A 17,325-nucleotide genomic window follows, 5' to 3' on the forward strand; every position below is an offset into this window, starting at 1 on the left:
GACCGCGGCGAGCGCGAGGCGGCCCGAGCCACTATCCCGGAGTCGGCCCGACCGCGAGCGTCGGCGGACGACGGCACGGCCGGTCGACCCACGACGGCCTGCGACGCCCGAGGATGCCGCAGGCCGCTTCAGTGGTCGCTCAGGAGTCGGCCGCGGCCCGCACCGTCTTCATCACAGAGTCGGTGACGATCGTCGGTCCACCCAGCACAACGATCCGCTGCGGGCGCAGCCGCGCGATCTCGTTCAGCACCGAGGACGGGACCGTCTTCGACTCCGTCAGCAGCACCGGGCCATTCAGGTGCCCGGCCGCCGCTGCGCCCGCGAGCGCATCGGCGAAGCTGGCACCGCTCGCGACGTAGGCGACCGGCACTCCGGGGTCACCGAAGGTGGCCTTGGAGATCGCGACGGCGGTGTCGTAGCGATTCGACCCGGACAGGCGCTGCGTGCTCGTCTCGATGCCGGTGGATGCCACGGCCGCAGCGACGACGGCATTGCTCACGGCACCGGTGCCGCCCAGCACGATAATCTGCGTGGGCGCGAGGGCCCTGAGTGCCGTCGCGGTCTCGCCAGGAAGCCTGTTGGTCTCGGTCAGCAGCACCGGAGCCCCGACGACGCCGGCGGCAGCGGCGCCGGCAAGGGCGTCCGGGAAGTCCAGACCGTTCGCCAGGTAGACGACGTCCGATCCGTCCCCCCAGAGTGATGCGACATCCGCGGCCGTGCCGAATCTGTTCGCACCGAAGAGACGGAACGCATCGACAGTCGAGGTGGACGCCGCCGAGCTGCCGACGGCATCGCTTACGGATGCCGGACCGCCCGCGACGATGAGGTACTCCGGCGACAGCGCGCTCAGTTCCGTGAGCACGGGTCCGGGGAGCTTCTTCGGCTCGGTCAGGAGCACCGGCCCGCCAAGCGCGCCCGCAGCGGCGGCAGCGGCGAGCGCGTCCGGGAAGTCGAGCCCGTTCGCGAGGAATGCGGCCGGCACCGGCGCTTCGGGGAACGCGTCTGCGGCCACGGCGACGGCCGTCTCGAAGCGGTTGGCACCGAATCGGCGGTCGACCGTGGTCAGCGGCGTGGTGAAGGTCGCCGACCCGAACTCGCCGAGGCCGACCGCGTTCTGCGCCGCCACGCGGATCTCGTAGGAGCCGCCCGGATCGAGGTCGGTGATCCACACCGCTGCGTCGGTCCAGTCCGTGACCTCGTCGAGCATGGCGCCGTTCTGCAGGAGCTGCACGGTGTAGCCGGTGATCGGCGAGCCGCCGTCTGCGCCGGCCCATCGGAAGCGCGCATCGGAGGTGTGCACCCAGTCCACCGTGATCGACGGGACACCGGGAGCGATCGCCTCGCTCGCGCTGATCTGCGATCGCGGCGCCGGACGCTCAAGTGCGTCGGGTGCGCCCGGCATGCGGTTCAGGTGCGGGCCCTCCGGGGCCTGCTGCGGTTCGGCCTGATCCGCGGGGGCCCGCGGAATCGTCGGACGGTCCGGATCGGTCGCCATGGCGGCCGAGGGCGGTAGGACGAGCGCGATGGACGCTGCCGCGATCACTGCGGTCAGCGTCATTCGGCGCACACGTGCAGTCATGGATCCTCATCTCAGACAGCGACACCCCGCGAGTCCCCTACGGTGCGGATCAGCCGATGTGTGATCCTATCCTGAGAATTCCCTGTACGGTCAGATCCCGGCGGCTCCCGCTGACGGATCCGCGACGCCGAGGAATGGCGCCAGGGCCGCTGCTGAGCGCCGCCCGTCGTGCACATCCCGCACGAAGGCGGGACCGCGCGCCGCAACGGCGGCGTACCGATCCGGCCGCGCGACGACGTCCCGCAGCAGATCCTCGAGTCCATCCGCGGTCGACTCGAGGATCGGCAGCTCCACTCCGGTGCGCTCGCGCACCTCGCCGCGGACCAGATCCGAGACGTGGCTGATCACCAGACGCCCGGAGGCCATCGCCTCGCACGCGGCGACGCCGTAGATGCCCAGGGAGAACTGGTCCAGGACGATGTCGCTCGCCCCGTACACCGCCGGCATGTCGCCGGAGGGTATCCCCTGCACCTCGCGGTACTCGATGACGCCTTCGTCGTGCAGGCGGCGCACGACGGGGTCGATCAGCGCGCTCCCCTTGAGCCCGGCCCGGCTGGGCGCGTGCACGACCACCGGTCGGGCTCGGGTCAGCGCGGTCGACGGCGCTGCCGCGTCCCAGCGATCCGGATCCACGACCACGGGCAGCCATGAGGCCTCGGGGACGTACGCCAGCAGGTCGGGCGTCGATACGAACACCGGCAGACCCGTGGCGTCGATGAGCGCGCGGTTATTCCGCGCGATCTCCTCGAGCTGTCGGGTCTCCGCGTCGTCGTCGGCGAACGGCGAGTCCTTCTCCTCCTGCGCGTTTCGGCTCGGCAGGCGGATGTCACTGCCGTGGAAGAGAAGCGCGACCTCCACTCCGGCATCCGTCATCGCCCGCAGATGGTCCGCGACCGGGGCGTGGGTGCCGAACAGCCGCGCCCCGGACTCCACGATCACATGCGTGAAGGAGCGCAGTATCGCCGCGCGCTCGGCATCCTGCCACCGGCGGATGCCGGAGGCGACCTCCGCGGGCACGGAGTGGTCCGCGGGGAACATGAATCGATCAGCGCGTCCGCGATACATCAGGTCCACGGCGGACACCCCGGGCAGACGCTCCGCCGCCCGCGCCCAGGCATAGCCCTGCCCCGCCGAGTTCACCGGGCCGATGAGCAGGGTGCGCTCCCCGGGGGTCGCACACGTGACAGGGGTCTCCCTGTGCATCCGTCGCCGCCACGGGTGGATGCGATCAGCCACCTGGTACGGGAGCGCGACGAAGATCGAGGTCGCGAGCTCACGCAGCACGCCCGTCATCACGACTTCAGGCTGCGGCGCCGACCACGATCCGGGGCGTGCCCGCCCACAGCGCGGCGTCGGTGGCGTTGCGACCGTCGACGAGCAGCTTGATCCCGGGGATCTGCTCGGGAGACACGGTCTTGTAGTCGGCATGGTCAGTCTGCAGGACGGCGAGCTCCGCCTCGGCGCCGAGCGCGAAGGGCTCGAAGCCGAGGCCGCGCAGCTCGTCGTCGGTGTACAGCGGGTCGTGCACGAACACCTCCGCGCCGCGCTGCTTCAGCGCCGCGACGGTCGGGAAGACGCCGGAGAAGGCGGTCTCCTTCACGCCACCACGGTAGGCGGCACCAAGAACGACGGCCCGGCGTCCGGTCAGGTCGCCCAGCACGCCAGCGGCCTGGGCAACCAGTCGTTCAGGCATGGAGGCGTTGAACTGACGCGCCACGCGGACGATGTCGGCATCCGGATCCGTCGACAGGTACAGACGCGGATACACCGGGATGCAGTGCCCGCCGACCGCGATGCCAGGACGGTGAATGTGGCTGTAGGGCTGAGAGTTGCAGGCCTCGATCACCTTGTACACGTCGATGCCGTGGCTCGCGGCGAAGACGCCGAACTGGTTGGCCAGGCCGATGTTCACGTCACGGTAGGTGGTCTCGGCGAGCTTGGCCATCTCGGATGCCTCGGTGGAGCCCAGGTCCCAGACACCGTTCGGCTGCGCGAGGTCGGGACGCTCATCGAACTGCAGCACGGCCTCGTAGAACTCACGGGCGCGACGGGTGCCCTCATCCGACAGAGCGCCGATCAGCTTGGGGTACTTGCGCAGGTCGGCGAAGACGCGACCGGTGAGCACCCGCTCGGGCGAGTAGACGACGTGGAAGTCGACGCCCTCGATCAGACCGGAGCCCTCCTCCAGCATCGGCTTCCAGCGAGTGCGGGTCGTACCGACGGGCAGGGTGGTCTCATACGAGACGAGCGTGCCGGGGGTCAGGTGCTCGGCCAGCGACTTCGTCGCGGCGTCCATGTACTTGAAGTCCGGCTCCCAGGTCTCGTCGTTCACGAACACGGGAGCGACGAGGACCACGGCATCCGCGCCGGGGATCGCCTCGGAGTAGTCGGTGGTCGCGCGCAGGCGACCGGTGGGGATCAGCTCCTCGAGCTTCTCCTGCAGGTGCGCCTCCCCGGGGAAGGGCTCCACCGCCGCGTTGATCGTGTCGACAGCCCTCTGGTTGACATCGACTCCGATCACATCATGGCCGGAAGAGGCGAACTGGACGGCGAGGGGAAGCCCGATCTTTCCGAGGGCGACGACAGCAATCTTCACACCACAATCGTAGGGGATCCTCCTGAACGCGGGGTCGGTGCCGTCAGCCGCGGACGATCTCCTCGGATCGCTCCACGATGCGCTCGGCGACCGCGGAGAGCGAATACCGGCCAGCGGCCCATGCCGCCAGCTCGACGCGTCGCGAGGTAGCGAGCGGCTCTTCGGCGGCCGCCAGCATCGCCGTCCGCGCGGCCGCGGCATCCCACTCCACCGCCGTCCCCACCGGGTGGTGCTGCGACTCGGTCCGCAGGAACGGACCCGTCGGCCCCGCGCCGGCGAAGATCACCGGGCAACCCGAGACGAGCGATCCGTACACCTTGGTCGTGAAGGCGTAGTCGTAGCCGGCGCCGGGCTTGAGACTGGCCAGCGACGCCGTCGCCGAACTCAGCACCTCCGCGAGCTGCTCCGGCGGGACGGGATCGCGGAACTCGACCCCGGTCAGTCCGAGTTCGGCGATGCGGGCGCGCATCCGCGGCTGCTCGGAGCCGTTCCCGATGAACAGCAGCCGGGCGTCCGGGTGCGCCTCGCGCACCCCGGCGAACGCCTCCAGGAACACGTCGGCGCCGTGCCACTCCGAGTACGAGCCGGGATAGACGAACAGCGGCGCGGTCGGCGGGTCCTGGGGGGCGTACCGGAACGACGCGGTGTCGGTGCCGAATCCCACGGCCGTGGCGGGCACATCGATCCCGATCTGGCGCATCCGGTCGATCAGCCCCTCCGAGATGGCGAACGCGTGCGCGGTCCCCCGCATCGCGAAGCGCTCCACCGCGCGCAGGGCTCCGAGCACCAGCGGAGACGAGGTGACGACACCGGCCGCGTCGGCCCAGAGATCGGCTGCGTCGTATACGTACGGCGTGCGGCGCAGGAGGGACACGGCGCGCACGACCGCGCCCGTCGTGGGGGGCGGCTCCACGAGGTAGAGGTCCGCTCGCCGCGAGAAGAGCAGGCGGAACAACACCGGGATGTCGAACGACAGGTACGACAAGTATCCGCGGACGTATCCCTGCCGGTCGCGCTTCACCCGCGCGCGGCGCACGCGGATCCCGCGCGGGTCGGCTCCGGATGCCGCAGGCGGCGGCGTGCTGGTGAGCACTTCGACCTCATGGCCGGCATCACGGAACGCCTCCGCGGTCGCGCGGAGCAGGAACGAGGCTGCCGCCGGTTCGGGCGTGAAGATGCGGCTGACGATGACGATACGCATAGGCATTGGCGCACGGACGCGCTCGGGCGCATGGCATGCGCCCGTAACGCTAGCACGCCAGGTTCACCCAGCCTGAGCCGGATAGACTTCCGGGGCCGGCTCAGGGCTCCATGCTGAGCCCGAGTGGGAGACGAATGAATTCTGTCATCGCCTTGTATCGCGAGGTCACCAGTGTGCTGCCTCCCGAGGCTCGCCGCTTCATCGCCACGTACTCGTGGTTGCTGGCGTCGCTGGCCATCTTCGACGCCGCCGCGCTGGGCCTGCTCGCGCTGGTCATCGGCCCTCTCGCGGCGGGCACGCCCGTGCGGCTTCCGTTGATCGGTGAGCTGGACGGAATGGGCGTCATCATCGCGATTCTGCTGATCTGCGCGATGATGATCACCAAGGGCCTCCTCTCCACACTGGTCATGTGGTGGGGCACGCGCCGCATCGCGCGATACCAGGTGGTCGTGGGTGACCGGCTCTTCCGCGCCTACATCCACGCTCCGTGGACGCTGCGCCTGAAGAAGAACTCCTCTGACATGCTGCGCTTCACAGACGGCGGCGTGGACGCGATGATCAACTCGTTCCTGCTCCCCGGCGCGACCCTGCTCGGCGAGGCGGTGAGCCTTTTCGTGGTCGTCGCCACGCTGGCACTCGTTCAGCCCGCCATCGCCGCGATCACGCTCGTGTACATCCTCCTGCTGGGCGCGGTCCTCTACCTGTGGATCGCGAAGCACGCGCGCGTCGCCGGCGAGGTCAACCTCGCCGCCTCCATCCGCACCTCGCGACTGATCCTGGAAATCATGTCAACGCTGAAGGAGATCAGCCTTCGCAACAAGGAGGACGCTGTCGCGGACGTCGTCACGAAGAGCCGGACGGAGAGCTCGCGCGCTCGAGCGAACACCTACTTCCTCGGCCAGGTGCCCCGTTACGTATTGGAGTCAGGCATCATCGGCGGCTTCATCGTGGTCGGCGGTGCAGGTTTCCTCATCGGCGGACAGGAGGCCGCCATCACTGCAGTCGCGATGTTCGGCCTGGCCGGTTTCCGCATGGCACCCTCCATCACGCGGTTCCAATCGATCATGTCCATGATGCAGTCGACCGCCCCGTACCCGCGCAAGGTGCTCGACGAACTCGCCGAGGCCGAGCAGCAGATCGCCACCGCTCCCGGCGGCGGCGATGGCGCGGTACCCGAGGCGCCGAAGACCCTGCGGCTCGACAACGTGTCCTACCGCTATTCGCCGGAAGCAGCACTCGCCGTGCGTGACGTGTCGATCGACATCCCGTTCGGGTCGTTCGTCGCCTTCGTGGGAGCGTCCGGATCCGGGAAGTCGACGATGGTCGATCTGATCCTGAGCCTGCTCGAACCCACTCAGGGCGTGATCAGCGTGGACGATGCCCCGCTCACCTCGATGGCCCGCTCCTGGCGGGAGCGGGTCGGCTACGTCCCCCAAGATGTCGCCCTGTTCGACGCGACGATCGGCAGGAACGTCGCCCTGACCTGGGATGATGACGTGGATGCCGCGCGCGTGGAGACGGCGCTGCGCCAGGCTCACGTCTGGGACATCGTGTCCAGACGCGATGGGGGCATCGATTCACAGGTCGGAGAGCGAGGCATCTCGCTCTCCGGCGGGCAGCGTCAGAGGCTGGGTATCGCCCGGGCCTTGTACGTGGACCCGCTGGTACTCGTCATGGACGAGGCAACCAGCGCGTTGGACACCAAGACCGAGGCGGCCGTCTCGGAGTCGATCACGAGCCTGGCGGGTCAGCGGACGCTGATCGTGGTCGCCCACCGGCTGTCGACGATCCGTCACGCGGACCAGATCTTCTTCATGCGCGACGGAGAGGTCGCCGGACGCGGCACGTTCGACGAGCTGGTCGCCGCCGTGCCCGACTTCGCACATCAGGCCGCTCTGGCCGGCCTCGCCTGATCGACGGGGCGCTCAGCCCCGGTTCAGCGTCCGGCGGATGATGCCGCGCTGAACCTCGGCGTCGACGTCCGAGCTCAGCTCGTGGGCGGCGGCGTCCGCGTGCTGCTTGAAGGCGCGCACGTCGTCCTCGGTGAGTGCACTCAGAGCGGCCACCAGATCGGCCGGCTCGAAACCGTCAACCGTCAGCCCCAGCCCGTGGGAGTCGATGAGCGCATCGATCTCGACCGCCCTGCCGAAGACCACACCCAGGCGGGACTGTACGAAGTCGAAGAACTTGTTCGGCAGCATGAACCGGTGGTTCGTCGTCGTCGGACGGAGCAGGTACACGCCGAGGTCGAAGCCGTTCAGCGCGGCGGGGAGTTCGTGCGGCGCGACCGGATCGTGGAAGGTGATCCGATCGCTGCCGGCCGCCCGAGCCACGAGCTGCCGGCGGTACGCGTCATCGTCACCGAACACCAGGAAGAAGTCGAGACTGAACCTGTCGTCCAGGTCGTGCATCGCGTCGATCAGCGTCTCGATGCAGCGCTCCGGAACCGCGACGCCGCTGTGCACCAGGCGGATTCGCCCCGGCTGCAGCGGGCTCGGCGAGAGCTCTACGAAATCTCGGGCATTGCGGACGACGTCCGCCGCGGCTCCGAACTCCTTCTCGTACAGTTCGGCGATGAGCGGGCTCACCGTGCTGACCGCGGCGCAGCGCGGCAGGTAGATGCCGCACAGGTAAGTCATGAACGGCGCGACCAGCAGCCGCCAGCTGAGGATGTGGGACTGCTCCTCGGGCGCCCACTCATGCAGGTCCGCCCAGACGGGGGCGCCGTGCGCGGCCTCGAAAGCCACCGGAAGGGCTCGTGCATCGTTGGCGACGACGAGGTCGAACCGCTTTCCCTTCAGCAGATCCCGCGCGGCGGCGAGCGCCGGCGCCGCGAACTCGGCCGCCGCGTGGCGCCGGGTCGCCAGCTTCAGCACGCCGGCCGGCGTCTGCGGCAGGGACGGCAGTCCCGCGGGCACCTCGATGTGTCGTGCCGCGCCCGCGGGCGCGGGCCCGAACCCCACCGTGGTCACATCGCCGAACTCGCTCAGCACCGCGATCTGACGGAGCACACGGGCATCCCGATCGAGGGGCGAGAAGGAGATGCTGAGGATCTGCGGCCGGGATTCGCTGTGTGCTTGCTGACTCTCTGACACAACCCCCGATGGTATCGTGAAGAGTTGTGATTTTGTCGGCATCGTCCGACTGACGCGGCGACGAGTCGACCCTTGGAGGATCCCCGGATGACGGGTGGAACACGCCCCTATCAGCGGTGCACTCGCACCATCATGGACACGACCGATCCGAACATCACGTTCGACGCCGAGGGCGTGAGCAACTACGCGCTCGACTACGACCAGTACATGGGCAAGGTCGTCGACCGGGCGCTCTCCGGGGAGGCCGAGCCCGAGCTGCAGGCGCTCGTCGCGAGGATCAAGGAGTCCGGTCGCGGCAAGCCGTACGACTGCATCATCGGCGTCTCGGGCGGTGTCGACAGCACCTACCTGCTGATGCGCGCGGTCGAGCTCGGGCTGCGCCCGCTCGCCGTGCACTTCGACAGCGGCTGGAACTCCGAGCTCGCCGTCGGGAACATCCAGAACCTGATCAACACCACCGGGGTCGACCTCTACACCCACGTCGTCGACTGGCGCGAGATGAAGGACCTCCAGCTCTCGTTCTTCAAGGCGTCGGTCGCGAACTGCGACATCCCCACCGATCACGCCTTCGGCTGGGTCGCGTTCGACCAGGCCAAGAAGTACGGCATCAAGTACATCCTCTCGGGATCGAACTACGCCAGCGAATCGATCTTGCCCTCAGCCTGGGGCTACTCGTCCGACGACGCCAAGCACCTCAAGGCGATCCAGAAGCGCTTCGGCTCGGTGAAGCTGAAGACCTACCCGATCATCGGCCGCTTCAAGCGGCACATCTGGTACCCGTATGTCCGCGGGATCAGGACCGAGCGTCCGCTGAACCTGATGCCCTACGTCTACAAGGACGCCAAAGCCGCCATCACAGAGCGGGTCGGCTGGCGCGACTACGGCGGCAAGCACTACGAGTCGGTGTTCACCCGCTACTTCCAGGGCTACTACCTGCCGCACAAGTTCGGGTTCGACAAGCGCCTCGCGCACTACTCCTCGCTGATCGTCTCCCACCAGCTCGGCCGGGACGAGGCTCTCACTCTGATGGAGACCGAGAACTACCCGGAGGATCTGCGGGCGCAGGATCACGAGTTCATCGCCAAGAAGCTCGGGGTCTCGACAGCGGAGCTGGAACGCATCTTCGACGCTCCCCCGGTGGACTACACGGCGTACCCGAACTCGGAGAAGTCGTGGAACCTGCTGCTCAGCGTGCTGCGGGTGCCAGCCAGGATCATGAAGAGCCTCGGTGTGAAGAAGGCCGCGTGACGGTCGGCATCGTCGATTACGGACTCGGCAACCTCGGCTCCGTCCGGAACATGCTCAAGCGCGTCGGCGCGCAGTCCGTCTCGGTCCGCACCGCGGACGAGATCGCCGAGGTCGACAAGGTACTCCTGCCCGGGGTGGGCGCCTTCGACACGGGCGTGACGCGTCTGGCCGAAGCGGGGCTGATCGACGCGCTCCGCGACTTCGCGGGCACCGGACGTCCGCTGCTGGGCATCTGCCTGGGCATGCAGCTGCTCCTGGACGGGAGCGACGAGGGCGTGAAGAGCGGGCTCGGACTCATCCCCGGACGCAGTGTGCGCTTCGACGAGAAGCTCGGCATCCGCGTGCCGCACATGGGATGGAACCTGGCGAACCCGACCCGCGAAGACCCGCTGGTGGCGGAGCTGCCCGAGGAGAGCCGGTTCTACTTCGTGCACAGCTACCACGTGGTTCCCGAGCGGGCCGAGGACACTCTCGCGATCACCGACTACGGCATCCCGTTCTCCTCGATGGTCAGGACGGGGAACGTGATGGGCGCGCAGTTCCACCCCGAGAAGAGCCACACCTTCGGCATGACGATCATGAGGAACTTCGCCGCACTATGACTCTCTTCCCGCGCGTGATCCCCGTACTGCTCGTCAGCGATGGATACCTCGTCAAGCCCGTGAAGTTCAGCGGCGACACATACATCGGCGACCCGATCAACGCGGTGCGTATCTTCAACGAGAAACAGGTGGACGAGCTGCTGATCTGCGACATCGATGCCTCGGCCAAGGGCACCGGAGTCAATTACACGCTGATCGAGGAGATCGCCAGCGAGGCGTTCATGCCGGTCGGCTACGGGGGCGGTGTCGCGTCAGCGGATGAGGCCCGGCGCATCACGGGGATCGGCATCGAGAAGGTGGTGCTCAACACCGCCGCCTTCGCGCGTCCCGAGGTGATCACCGAGGTGTCCGAGGCGCTGGGCTCATCGAGCACGGTGGTGAGCGTCGACGCCAAGCGGCGACTCACCGGCGGCTGGGACACCTACACGGCTCGCGCCTCCCGCAAGACGGGGCTCACCCCGGCTGCGGCCGCGGCGCAGGCGCAGCAGTACGGCGCCGGCGAGGTGATGATCTCGTCCATCGACCGTGAGAGCAGCCGCTCAGGGTACGATCTGAAGCTGATCCAGAGCGTGGCAGATGCCGTGACCATCCCGATCGTCGCCCTGGGCGGCGCAGGATCCCTGGCTGACTTCGCGCCGGCACTGGCCGCCGGAGCATCCGCTGTCGCCGCGGGGACCATGTTCGTGATGACGGGAAAGCACCGCGCCGTGCTGATCACCTATCCCCCCGCCGCCGACATCCGATCGCTCCGCCCGAGCTGACAACCGACGAACAGGAGCCGACATGCAGGGATCCGCGCGGAAGAAGATCCTGGTCTTCACCTTCACCCCGATCAATCGGGAGCCCCGTGCGCTGAAGCAGATCGAGCTGCTGCGCGACGACCACGATGTGACCACCGCCGGGTTCGGCCCGGCCCCGGTGGAGGGCGTCCCGCACATCGAGCTTGAGTCGCTCCCCACCTCCCACGGCCTGCTCGCGATCCGGGGCATGTACTCCCTGATCATCCTGCTTCGCCAGTACCGGCTGCTGTCCAAGGTGCTCCCGCGGAACGCCTCCGCCCTGGCACGGCTGACCCCGCACGAGTGGGACCTGATCATCGCCCACGACGTGTCCACCGTCCCCGTCGCGCGCAAGCTGCGCTCGCGCTTCGGAGTGCTCGTCGACCTGCACGAGTACGCGACCCGGCAGGGCGAGAACTCGCTGCGATGGCGCCTCGTCGAGGGCGGCTACTTCCGATGGATCCTCAAGCGCCACGTGCGCAGGGCCGCCGCGGTCAGCACGGTCGGCCAGGGCATCGTCGACGAGTACCGGCGCGAGTTCGGGATCGAATGCGATCTGGTGGTCAACGCCACCCCGTATCGCGACATCGAGCCCTCGAAGACGCCTGAGCCGATCCGCATGGTGCACAGTGGCGCCGTCGCCGCGACGCGCAAGCTCGAGATCATGATCGAGGCCGTCAAGCTCACCCGCACCCCGGTCACGCTGGACCTGTACCTGGTCGGCGCGGAGGACGCGTACTTCGCGTCCCTGCGGAAGATGGCGGAGGGCGACCCCCGCATCCGCTTCCGCGATCCGGTCCCGTACGACCAGCTCGTCACGACCCTGAGCCAGTACGACATCGGCCTGGCGATGATCGCCCCGTCGACGTTCAACCTGCTGTGGTGCCTCCCGAACAAGTTCTTCGACTATATTCAGGCCCGACTGGCCATCATCACCGGACCGTCGCCGGAGATGGCCAGGATCACGCGCGAACACGACCTCGGCGCGGTGACCGAGGAGTTCACTGGCGAATCGCTGGCCGCTCTGCTGGACAGGATCGACGCCGCCAAGGTGGATGCCTGGAAGGCCAGCGCTCACCGTCAGGCGCGCGAGCTCTCGAGCGAGGTCCAGGTGAAGGTGTGGCGCCGCATGGTCGACCGCATCTTCTCCCGCGCGGACGCCTCGGCATGACGGCCGCGGCTGCTGCGCACGCACGCCCCCGGATCGCGATCCTCAGCCCGGCTCCGCTGGCGCGATCTCCGCGGGCCCTCAAGCAGGTGCGCGCCCTGCGCGGCGATCACGACATCGTGACCGCGTCCCGCGGGGACTCGCCGTTCCCGGAGATCGAGCACGTGCGCCTGCCGGACCGCGAGCAGCGGTGGGGCGCCCTGGGCCGGATACTGTACCTGATGGCGCTCGCGCTGCACCTTTATCCGCTGATCACGCGTCTCAGCGCGCAGGATCATGCGATCCGCGCCGCGCTCGGCGACCGCGACTGGGACCTCGTGATCGCCCACGACGTGCAGACCGCGACGGTCGCGGAGACTCTGAGGTCCCGCTGCGGAGTGCTCGTCGACCTGCACGAGTACTTCCCCCGGCAGAACGAGCACTCCCTCGCCTGGCGTCTGCTGATCGCGCCGTACTTCCGGTGGATCCTGAGCGGTCCGGTGCACCGTGCCGCGGCAACCACGACCGTGAGCTCAGGCATCGTCGAGGAGTACCGCCGAGAGCACGACCTCGACCCGACGCTGATCATCAACGCCTCGCCGTACCAGGAGCGCCAGGCCGCGCCTGTGCACGCCCCGCTGCGCCTGGTGCACAGCGGGGTCGCGGCGCCGCACCGGCACGTCGAGATCCTCATCGACGCCGTGAAGGCGTCCGAAGCCGACGTCACGCTCGACCTGTACCTGGTCGGAGCGGACTCCGATTACGGCCGCGGCCTCCGGGAGCGGGCCTCCGCCGACGCCCGCATCCGCGTGCACGAGCCGGTGCCGTACGACGAGCTCATCGCGACGCTGGCCGACCATGATCTGGGGCTGCACGTGCTCCCGCCGATCAATTTCAACCACCTGCACGCGTTGCCGAACAAGCTCTTCGACTACGTGCAGGCCCGGCTCGGCGTGGTGATCGGGCCCTCCCCCGAGATGGCGCGGATCGTGCGGGAGGCGGGCGTGGGTGTCGTCGCCGAAGACTTCACGGCCGACTCCCTGCACGCGGCGATCGATGCGCTGACGCCGGAGGCCGTCGCCGAGTACAAAGCGGCCTCGGAGAGGTCCGCGCGCGACCTCTCCTCAGAGCGGCAGACTGAGATCCTCCTGAACCTGGTCTCCCGGCTTCTCGACTGAGCCACCGACGGCCTTCAGCGCCGACAGCGACCGTCAGGACCGGGCGAGGAGCTCATCCACGACCCGTACGGCGGCGCTGCCGTCGCCGTACGGGGTCTCCTCCGTGGCGTGCGGAACAGGACGATGTACGGCCTCCACGATCGCGTCGCGCTCCGGCGCGACGAGCACGTTCCAGCCGAGGTCGACGGTCTCCACCCATTCGGTCTCAGGACGCACCGTGGTCGCTGGCGTGCGGAGCAGGAACGCCTCCTTCTGCAGGCCGCCGGAGTCGGTGATCACGCCAGCCGCGCCCATGACGGCCCGGACCAGCTGCGGGTAGGCCAGGGGTGCGCGCGTCTGGAGGGAACCGCCCTCCAGCGCCACGCCCAACCTCTCCGCGGTGTGCACGAGGCGGGGGTGCGCGAGCAGCAGCACGGGCTTGTCCAGTGCAGCGAGACCGTCGACGATGCCGCGGAGGTGGTCGGCGTCGTCCGTGTTGTCGGGACGGTGGATCGTGGCCACGTAGTAGTCGCCCTCTGAGACGAGGTCGGGGAGCGGGTCGCCTGCGACGCGATCGCGGACGCCGGTGAGCACGTCGGTCATCACGTCGCCAACGACGACGGTCTTCTCGGCCAGGCCCTCGTTGCTCAGGTGGGCCGCCGCGACCGCGGTGGGCGCCAGCAGCAGATCGGAGGCGTGATCGGTGAGCACGCGGTTGTGCTCCTCCGGCATCCGGCGGTTGAACGATCGCAGCCCGGCCTCGAGATGCGCGACCGGGATGTGCAGCTTGATGGCCGCCACGGCGGCCGCGAGGGTCGAGTTGGTGTCGCCGTACACGAGCACCCAGTCGGGCCGGCGCTCGAGGAGCACCTGCTCGATGCCCTCCAGCATCGCACCGGTCTGCGCGCCGTGGTTCCCCGACCCGATGGCGAGGTTCACGTCCGGAGCCGGGATGCCGAGGTCGCGGAAGAACACGTCGCTCATGAGCTCGTCGTAGTGCTGCCCGGTGTGCACCACGATGTGCTCGGCCCTGCCGACCATCGCGTGCGCGACTGGCGCGAGCTTGACGAACTGCGGGCGCGCGCCGACGACGCTGAGGATCTTCACCATCGTGTGGTCTGCCTTCTGATGAGTGATGCTGAACGGATCAGAGACGATGCGCGGCGGCGGTGCGGGCCGACTCCAGCGCGGCCTCGACGACCGCGAGGGTCTGCTGGCCCTGCTCCATGGTCACGACGTCCGTGCTCTGGCCCAGCACCGCATCGCGGAAGGCCTCGTGCTCTACCTTGAGGGGCTCGCGCTTGGCGAACGCGTAGCGAGTGACGTCGCCCTCGGACACGCCGCGGAACGTCGACACCGACTCCCACTCCAGCGGGATGGTGCCGTTGGCGTAGAAGGTCAGGTCGCCGGTGGAGGTGTCGGCGACGAATGCGCCCTTCTCTCCGGTGACGACCGTGACGCGCTCCTTCATCGGGGAGAGCCAGTTGACGGTGTTGCTCACGATCACGCCCGACTTGGTGCGGCCCGTGATCACGATCATGTCCTCGTGCTCACGACCGGACTTGAACGCGGTCTGCGCGAAGACGTGGTCGTAGTCGGACTGCACCACCCACGCGGTGAGGTCGACGTCGTGCGAGGCGAGATCCTTCGCGACGCCGACGTCGGCGATGCGCGACGGGAACGGCCCCTGGCGACGCGTGGCGACCTGGTACACGGCGCCCAGCTCGCCCGCCTCGATGCGACGGCGCATCTCCTGAAGCGCGGGGTTGAAGCGCTCGATGTGCCCCACGGCGCCCACCAGGCCGCCGGCCTTGAAGGCGTCGACCATGCGCTGGCCGGCCTCCAGGCTGTGCGCGATGGGCTTCTCGACGAGCGTGTGCACGCCGGCGGCCGCGAGCTTCAGCGCGGCGTCCTCATGGAACCGCGTCGGAACCGCGACGACCGCGATGTCGATGCCGACCGCGATGAGCGCATCGATGTCCGGGAGCACCTCCAGGTTCCCGGCGACCCCGTGCGGGTCTCCGCCCGGGTCGGCGATTCCGACCAGGTCGACGCCATCCAGCTCGCGCAGGACACGCGCGTGGTGACGTCCCATCATCCCGACCCCGAGCAGGCCGGCGCGCAGCACGTCGGCCATCAGGCGCCCGCCCCGGCGACGGCGTTCACCGCGGCGACGATGCGATCGAGGTCCCCCTGCGACAGCGAGGGGTGCACGGGGAGCGAGACGACCTCGCGGGCGGCGCGCTCGGTCTCCGGCAGGTCCAGGCCGGGGGCGTACGGCGCGAGCGAGGGCAGCCGGTGGTTCGGGATCGGGTAGTACACGCCCGCGCCGACCTGGTGCTCCTCCTTGAGGGCCTTCACGAACCCGTCGCGGTCCTCGGGTACCCGGATCGTGTACTGGTGGTACACGTGCACGGCGCCCTCGGCGACCGGCGGCGCCACGACGCCGCGCAGGTTCGCGTCCAGGAACGCCGCGTTCTGCTGACGGGTCTTCGTCCAGGCGTCCACCTTGGTCAGCTGCACGCGGCCGATCGCTGCGTGGATGTCGGTCATGCGGGCGTTGAATCCGATGACCTCGTTCTCGTACTGGCGCTCCATGCCCTGGTTGCGCAGCAGCTTCACCCGACGCGCGATCTCGGCGGTCGCGGTGGTGACCATGCCACCCTCGCCGCTGGTCATGTTCTTGGTCGGGTACAGGCTGAACATCGCGAACTCGCCGAAGGAGCCCACCGGGCGTCCATCCAGCGAGGCGCCGTGCGCCTGCGCGGCGTCCTCATATAGCGCGACACCGCGGTCGGCGGCGAGTTTCTCCAGTTCGCGCATGTGAGCCGGGTGACCGTACAGATGGACCGGCAGGATGCCCTTGGTCTTGGGGGTGATCGCCGCAGCGACCGCCTCAGGATCCAGCGTGAATGTCTCCGGCTCGATGTCGACGAACACCGGTGTCCCACCCGTGAGCGCGACCGAGTTGCCCGTCGCGGCGAAGGTGAACGACGGCACGATGACCTCGTCGCCCGCTCCCACGCCGGCGGCCAGCAGGCCCAGATGCAGGCCCGCCGTGCCCGAGTTCACAGCCACAGCAGGGCGCCCGGGAACGAAGTGCTCAGCGAACTCCTGCTCGAACGCGGCCACCTCGGGACCCTGAGCGACCATACCGCTGCGGAGCACGCGATCGACGGCCTCGCGCTCCTCATCGCCGATGATCGGCTTCGCCGGGGGAATGAACTCGCTCACGCGGCCTCCTTGGTCAGGGTTCCATTGGTTTCGATGTAGCGATCGCCCGTGGTCGGGCAGATCCAGGTCGTCTCGTCGTCTCCCGCCACCAGCGGCACGCCGGACTCCCCTACCCAGCCGATGCGGCGGGCGGGGACCCCCGCGACGAGCGCATAGGCGGGCACGTCCTTGACGACGACGGCGCCGGCGGCGACGGTGGCCCAGGCGCCGATCGTCACGGGGGCCACACAGGTTGCACGTGCGCCGATCGCCGCGCCCCTCTCGATCGTGACGCCGACCGGCTCCCAGTCATGAGCGCTCTTGATCGTCCCGTCGGCGTTGATCGCACGCGGGTAGGTGTCGTTGGTCAGCACGACGGCAGGGCCGATGAACACGCCGTCGGCGAGCTTGGCGGGCTCATACACCAGCGCGTAGTTCTGCACCTTGCAGTTATCGCCCATCTCGACACCTGTACCGATATATGCGCCACGCCCGACGATGCAGTTCTCACCCATCTGAACTCCCTCGCGCACCTGCGCGAGGTGCCAGATCGAGGAGCCGTCGCCGATGGAGGCATCGGGCGAGACGTCGGCGGAATCGACGATGCGCGGGGAAGCAGATGTTGCCACGTTCAGCTTTCTGCGCCGACTCGGATGCTGCCGGATCGCCCTCACAGCTTACCGTGCCCGTATCGGCCTCCATCTCAGA

Annotated in this window: 15 protein-coding genes; 6 read left to right on the forward strand and 9 right to left on the reverse strand. The window is 68.8% G+C overall.

Annotated elements, in window-relative coordinates; translation table 11 throughout:
- Positions 1 to 139: 139 nt before the first annotated feature.
- From MIAR_RS07615 to MIAR_RS07630, 4 genes are all read right to left on the reverse strand, one after another.
- A complete protein-coding gene (locus MIAR_RS07615) occupies positions 140 to 1,579 on the reverse strand; it encodes a cell wall-binding repeat-containing protein (protein WP_285633678.1) in 1,440 nt (479 codons plus the stop codon).
- A 90-nt stretch (positions 1,580 to 1,669) separates the two neighbouring features.
- Positions 1,670 to 2,875 carry a hypothetical protein gene (locus MIAR_RS07620; protein ID WP_285633681.1) on the reverse strand — a complete coding sequence of 402 codons (1,206 nt, stop codon included), beginning with the start codon at positions 2,873 to 2,875 and terminating at the stop codon, positions 1,670 to 1,672.
- A 4-nt stretch (positions 2,876 to 2,879) separates the two neighbouring features.
- Complete coding sequence (locus MIAR_RS07625) at positions 2,880 to 4,175, reverse strand: nucleotide sugar dehydrogenase (protein ID WP_285633683.1); 1,296 nt, start codon at positions 4,173 to 4,175, stop codon at positions 2,880 to 2,882.
- A 43-nt stretch (positions 4,176 to 4,218) separates the two neighbouring features.
- Positions 4,219 to 5,382 carry a glycosyltransferase family 4 protein gene (locus MIAR_RS07630; protein WP_285633686.1) on the reverse strand — a complete coding sequence of 388 codons (1,164 nt, stop codon included), beginning with the start codon at positions 5,380 to 5,382 and terminating at the stop codon, positions 4,219 to 4,221.
- A 128-nt stretch (positions 5,383 to 5,510) separates the two neighbouring features.
- On the opposite strand from MIAR_RS07630, the gene MIAR_RS07635 reads away from it, so the two are divergent.
- Complete coding sequence (locus tag MIAR_RS07635) at positions 5,511 to 7,289, forward strand: ABC transporter ATP-binding protein (protein ID WP_285633690.1); 1,779 nt, start codon at positions 5,511 to 5,513, stop codon at positions 7,287 to 7,289.
- Positions 7,290 to 7,301: 12 nt separating this feature from the next.
- Here MIAR_RS07635 and MIAR_RS07640 read toward each other — a convergent pair whose 3' ends face one another.
- Positions 7,302 to 8,387: a glycosyltransferase gene (locus MIAR_RS07640; protein WP_285633693.1), complete on the reverse strand. Its 1,086-nt coding sequence runs from the start codon at positions 8,385 to 8,387 to the stop codon at positions 7,302 to 7,304.
- A gap of 171 nt (positions 8,388 to 8,558) precedes the next feature.
- On the opposite strand from MIAR_RS07640, the gene MIAR_RS07645 reads away from it, so the two are divergent.
- The 5 genes from MIAR_RS07645 to MIAR_RS07665 are packed head-to-tail and all read left to right on the forward strand — an operon-like array spanning position 8,559 to position 13,425.
- Positions 8,559 to 9,719 carry an N-acetyl sugar amidotransferase gene (locus MIAR_RS07645; RefSeq protein WP_285633695.1) on the forward strand — a complete coding sequence of 387 codons (1,161 nt, stop codon included), beginning with the start codon at positions 8,559 to 8,561 and terminating at the stop codon, positions 9,717 to 9,719.
- On the forward strand, positions 9,716 to 10,321 hold the full coding sequence (gene hisH, locus MIAR_RS07650) for an imidazole glycerol phosphate synthase subunit HisH (protein WP_285633698.1): 606 nt from the start codon (positions 9,716 to 9,718) through the stop codon (positions 10,319 to 10,321). The genes MIAR_RS07645 and hisH overlap by 4 nt, the downstream gene beginning before the upstream one ends.
- Positions 10,318 to 11,082, forward strand: coding sequence for an AglZ/HisF2 family acetamidino modification protein (locus MIAR_RS07655; RefSeq protein ID WP_285633701.1), 765 nt, complete (start codon positions 10,318 to 10,320; stop codon positions 11,080 to 11,082). Before hisH ends, MIAR_RS07655 begins: the two co-directional genes overlap by 4 nt.
- A 22-nt stretch (positions 11,083 to 11,104) precedes the next feature.
- Positions 11,105 to 12,271 carry a glycosyltransferase gene (locus tag MIAR_RS07660; RefSeq protein WP_285633704.1) on the forward strand — a complete coding sequence of 389 codons (1,167 nt, stop codon included), beginning with the start codon at positions 11,105 to 11,107 and terminating at the stop codon, positions 12,269 to 12,271.
- Complete coding sequence (locus MIAR_RS07665; RefSeq protein WP_285633707.1) at positions 12,268 to 13,425, forward strand: glycosyltransferase family protein; 1,158 nt, start codon at positions 12,268 to 12,270, stop codon at positions 13,423 to 13,425. The genes MIAR_RS07660 and MIAR_RS07665 overlap by 4 nt, the downstream gene beginning before the upstream one ends.
- A 33-nt stretch (positions 13,426 to 13,458) precedes the next feature.
- Here the strand turns inward: MIAR_RS07665 and wecB are convergent, their stop codons facing one another.
- The 4 genes from wecB to MIAR_RS07685 are packed head-to-tail and all read right to left on the reverse strand — an operon-like array spanning position 13,459 to position 17,246.
- A complete protein-coding gene (wecB, locus tag MIAR_RS07670; RefSeq protein WP_285635682.1) occupies positions 13,459 to 14,511 on the reverse strand; it encodes a non-hydrolyzing UDP-N-acetylglucosamine 2-epimerase in 1,053 nt (350 codons plus the stop codon).
- Between the two features lie 40 nt (positions 14,512 to 14,551).
- Positions 14,552 to 15,541, reverse strand: a complete 990-nt coding sequence (locus MIAR_RS07675; RefSeq protein WP_285633711.1) for a Gfo/Idh/MocA family protein — start codon at positions 15,539 to 15,541, stop codon at positions 14,552 to 14,554.
- Positions 15,541 to 16,638, reverse strand: coding sequence for a DegT/DnrJ/EryC1/StrS family aminotransferase (locus MIAR_RS07680; RefSeq protein ID WP_285633714.1), 1,098 nt, complete (start codon positions 16,636 to 16,638; stop codon positions 15,541 to 15,543). Before MIAR_RS07680 ends, MIAR_RS07675 begins: the two co-directional genes overlap by 1 nt.
- A complete protein-coding gene (locus tag MIAR_RS07685; RefSeq protein ID WP_285633717.1) occupies positions 16,635 to 17,246 on the reverse strand; it encodes an acyltransferase in 612 nt (203 codons plus the stop codon). Before MIAR_RS07685 ends, MIAR_RS07680 begins: the two co-directional genes overlap by 4 nt.
- Positions 17,247 to 17,325 lie beyond the last annotated feature (79 nt).

The sequence above is a fragment of the Microbacterium arabinogalactanolyticum genome (assembly GCF_030268005.1).
GTDB lineage: Bacteria > Actinomycetota > Actinomycetes > Actinomycetales > Microbacteriaceae > Microbacterium > Microbacterium arabinogalactanolyticum.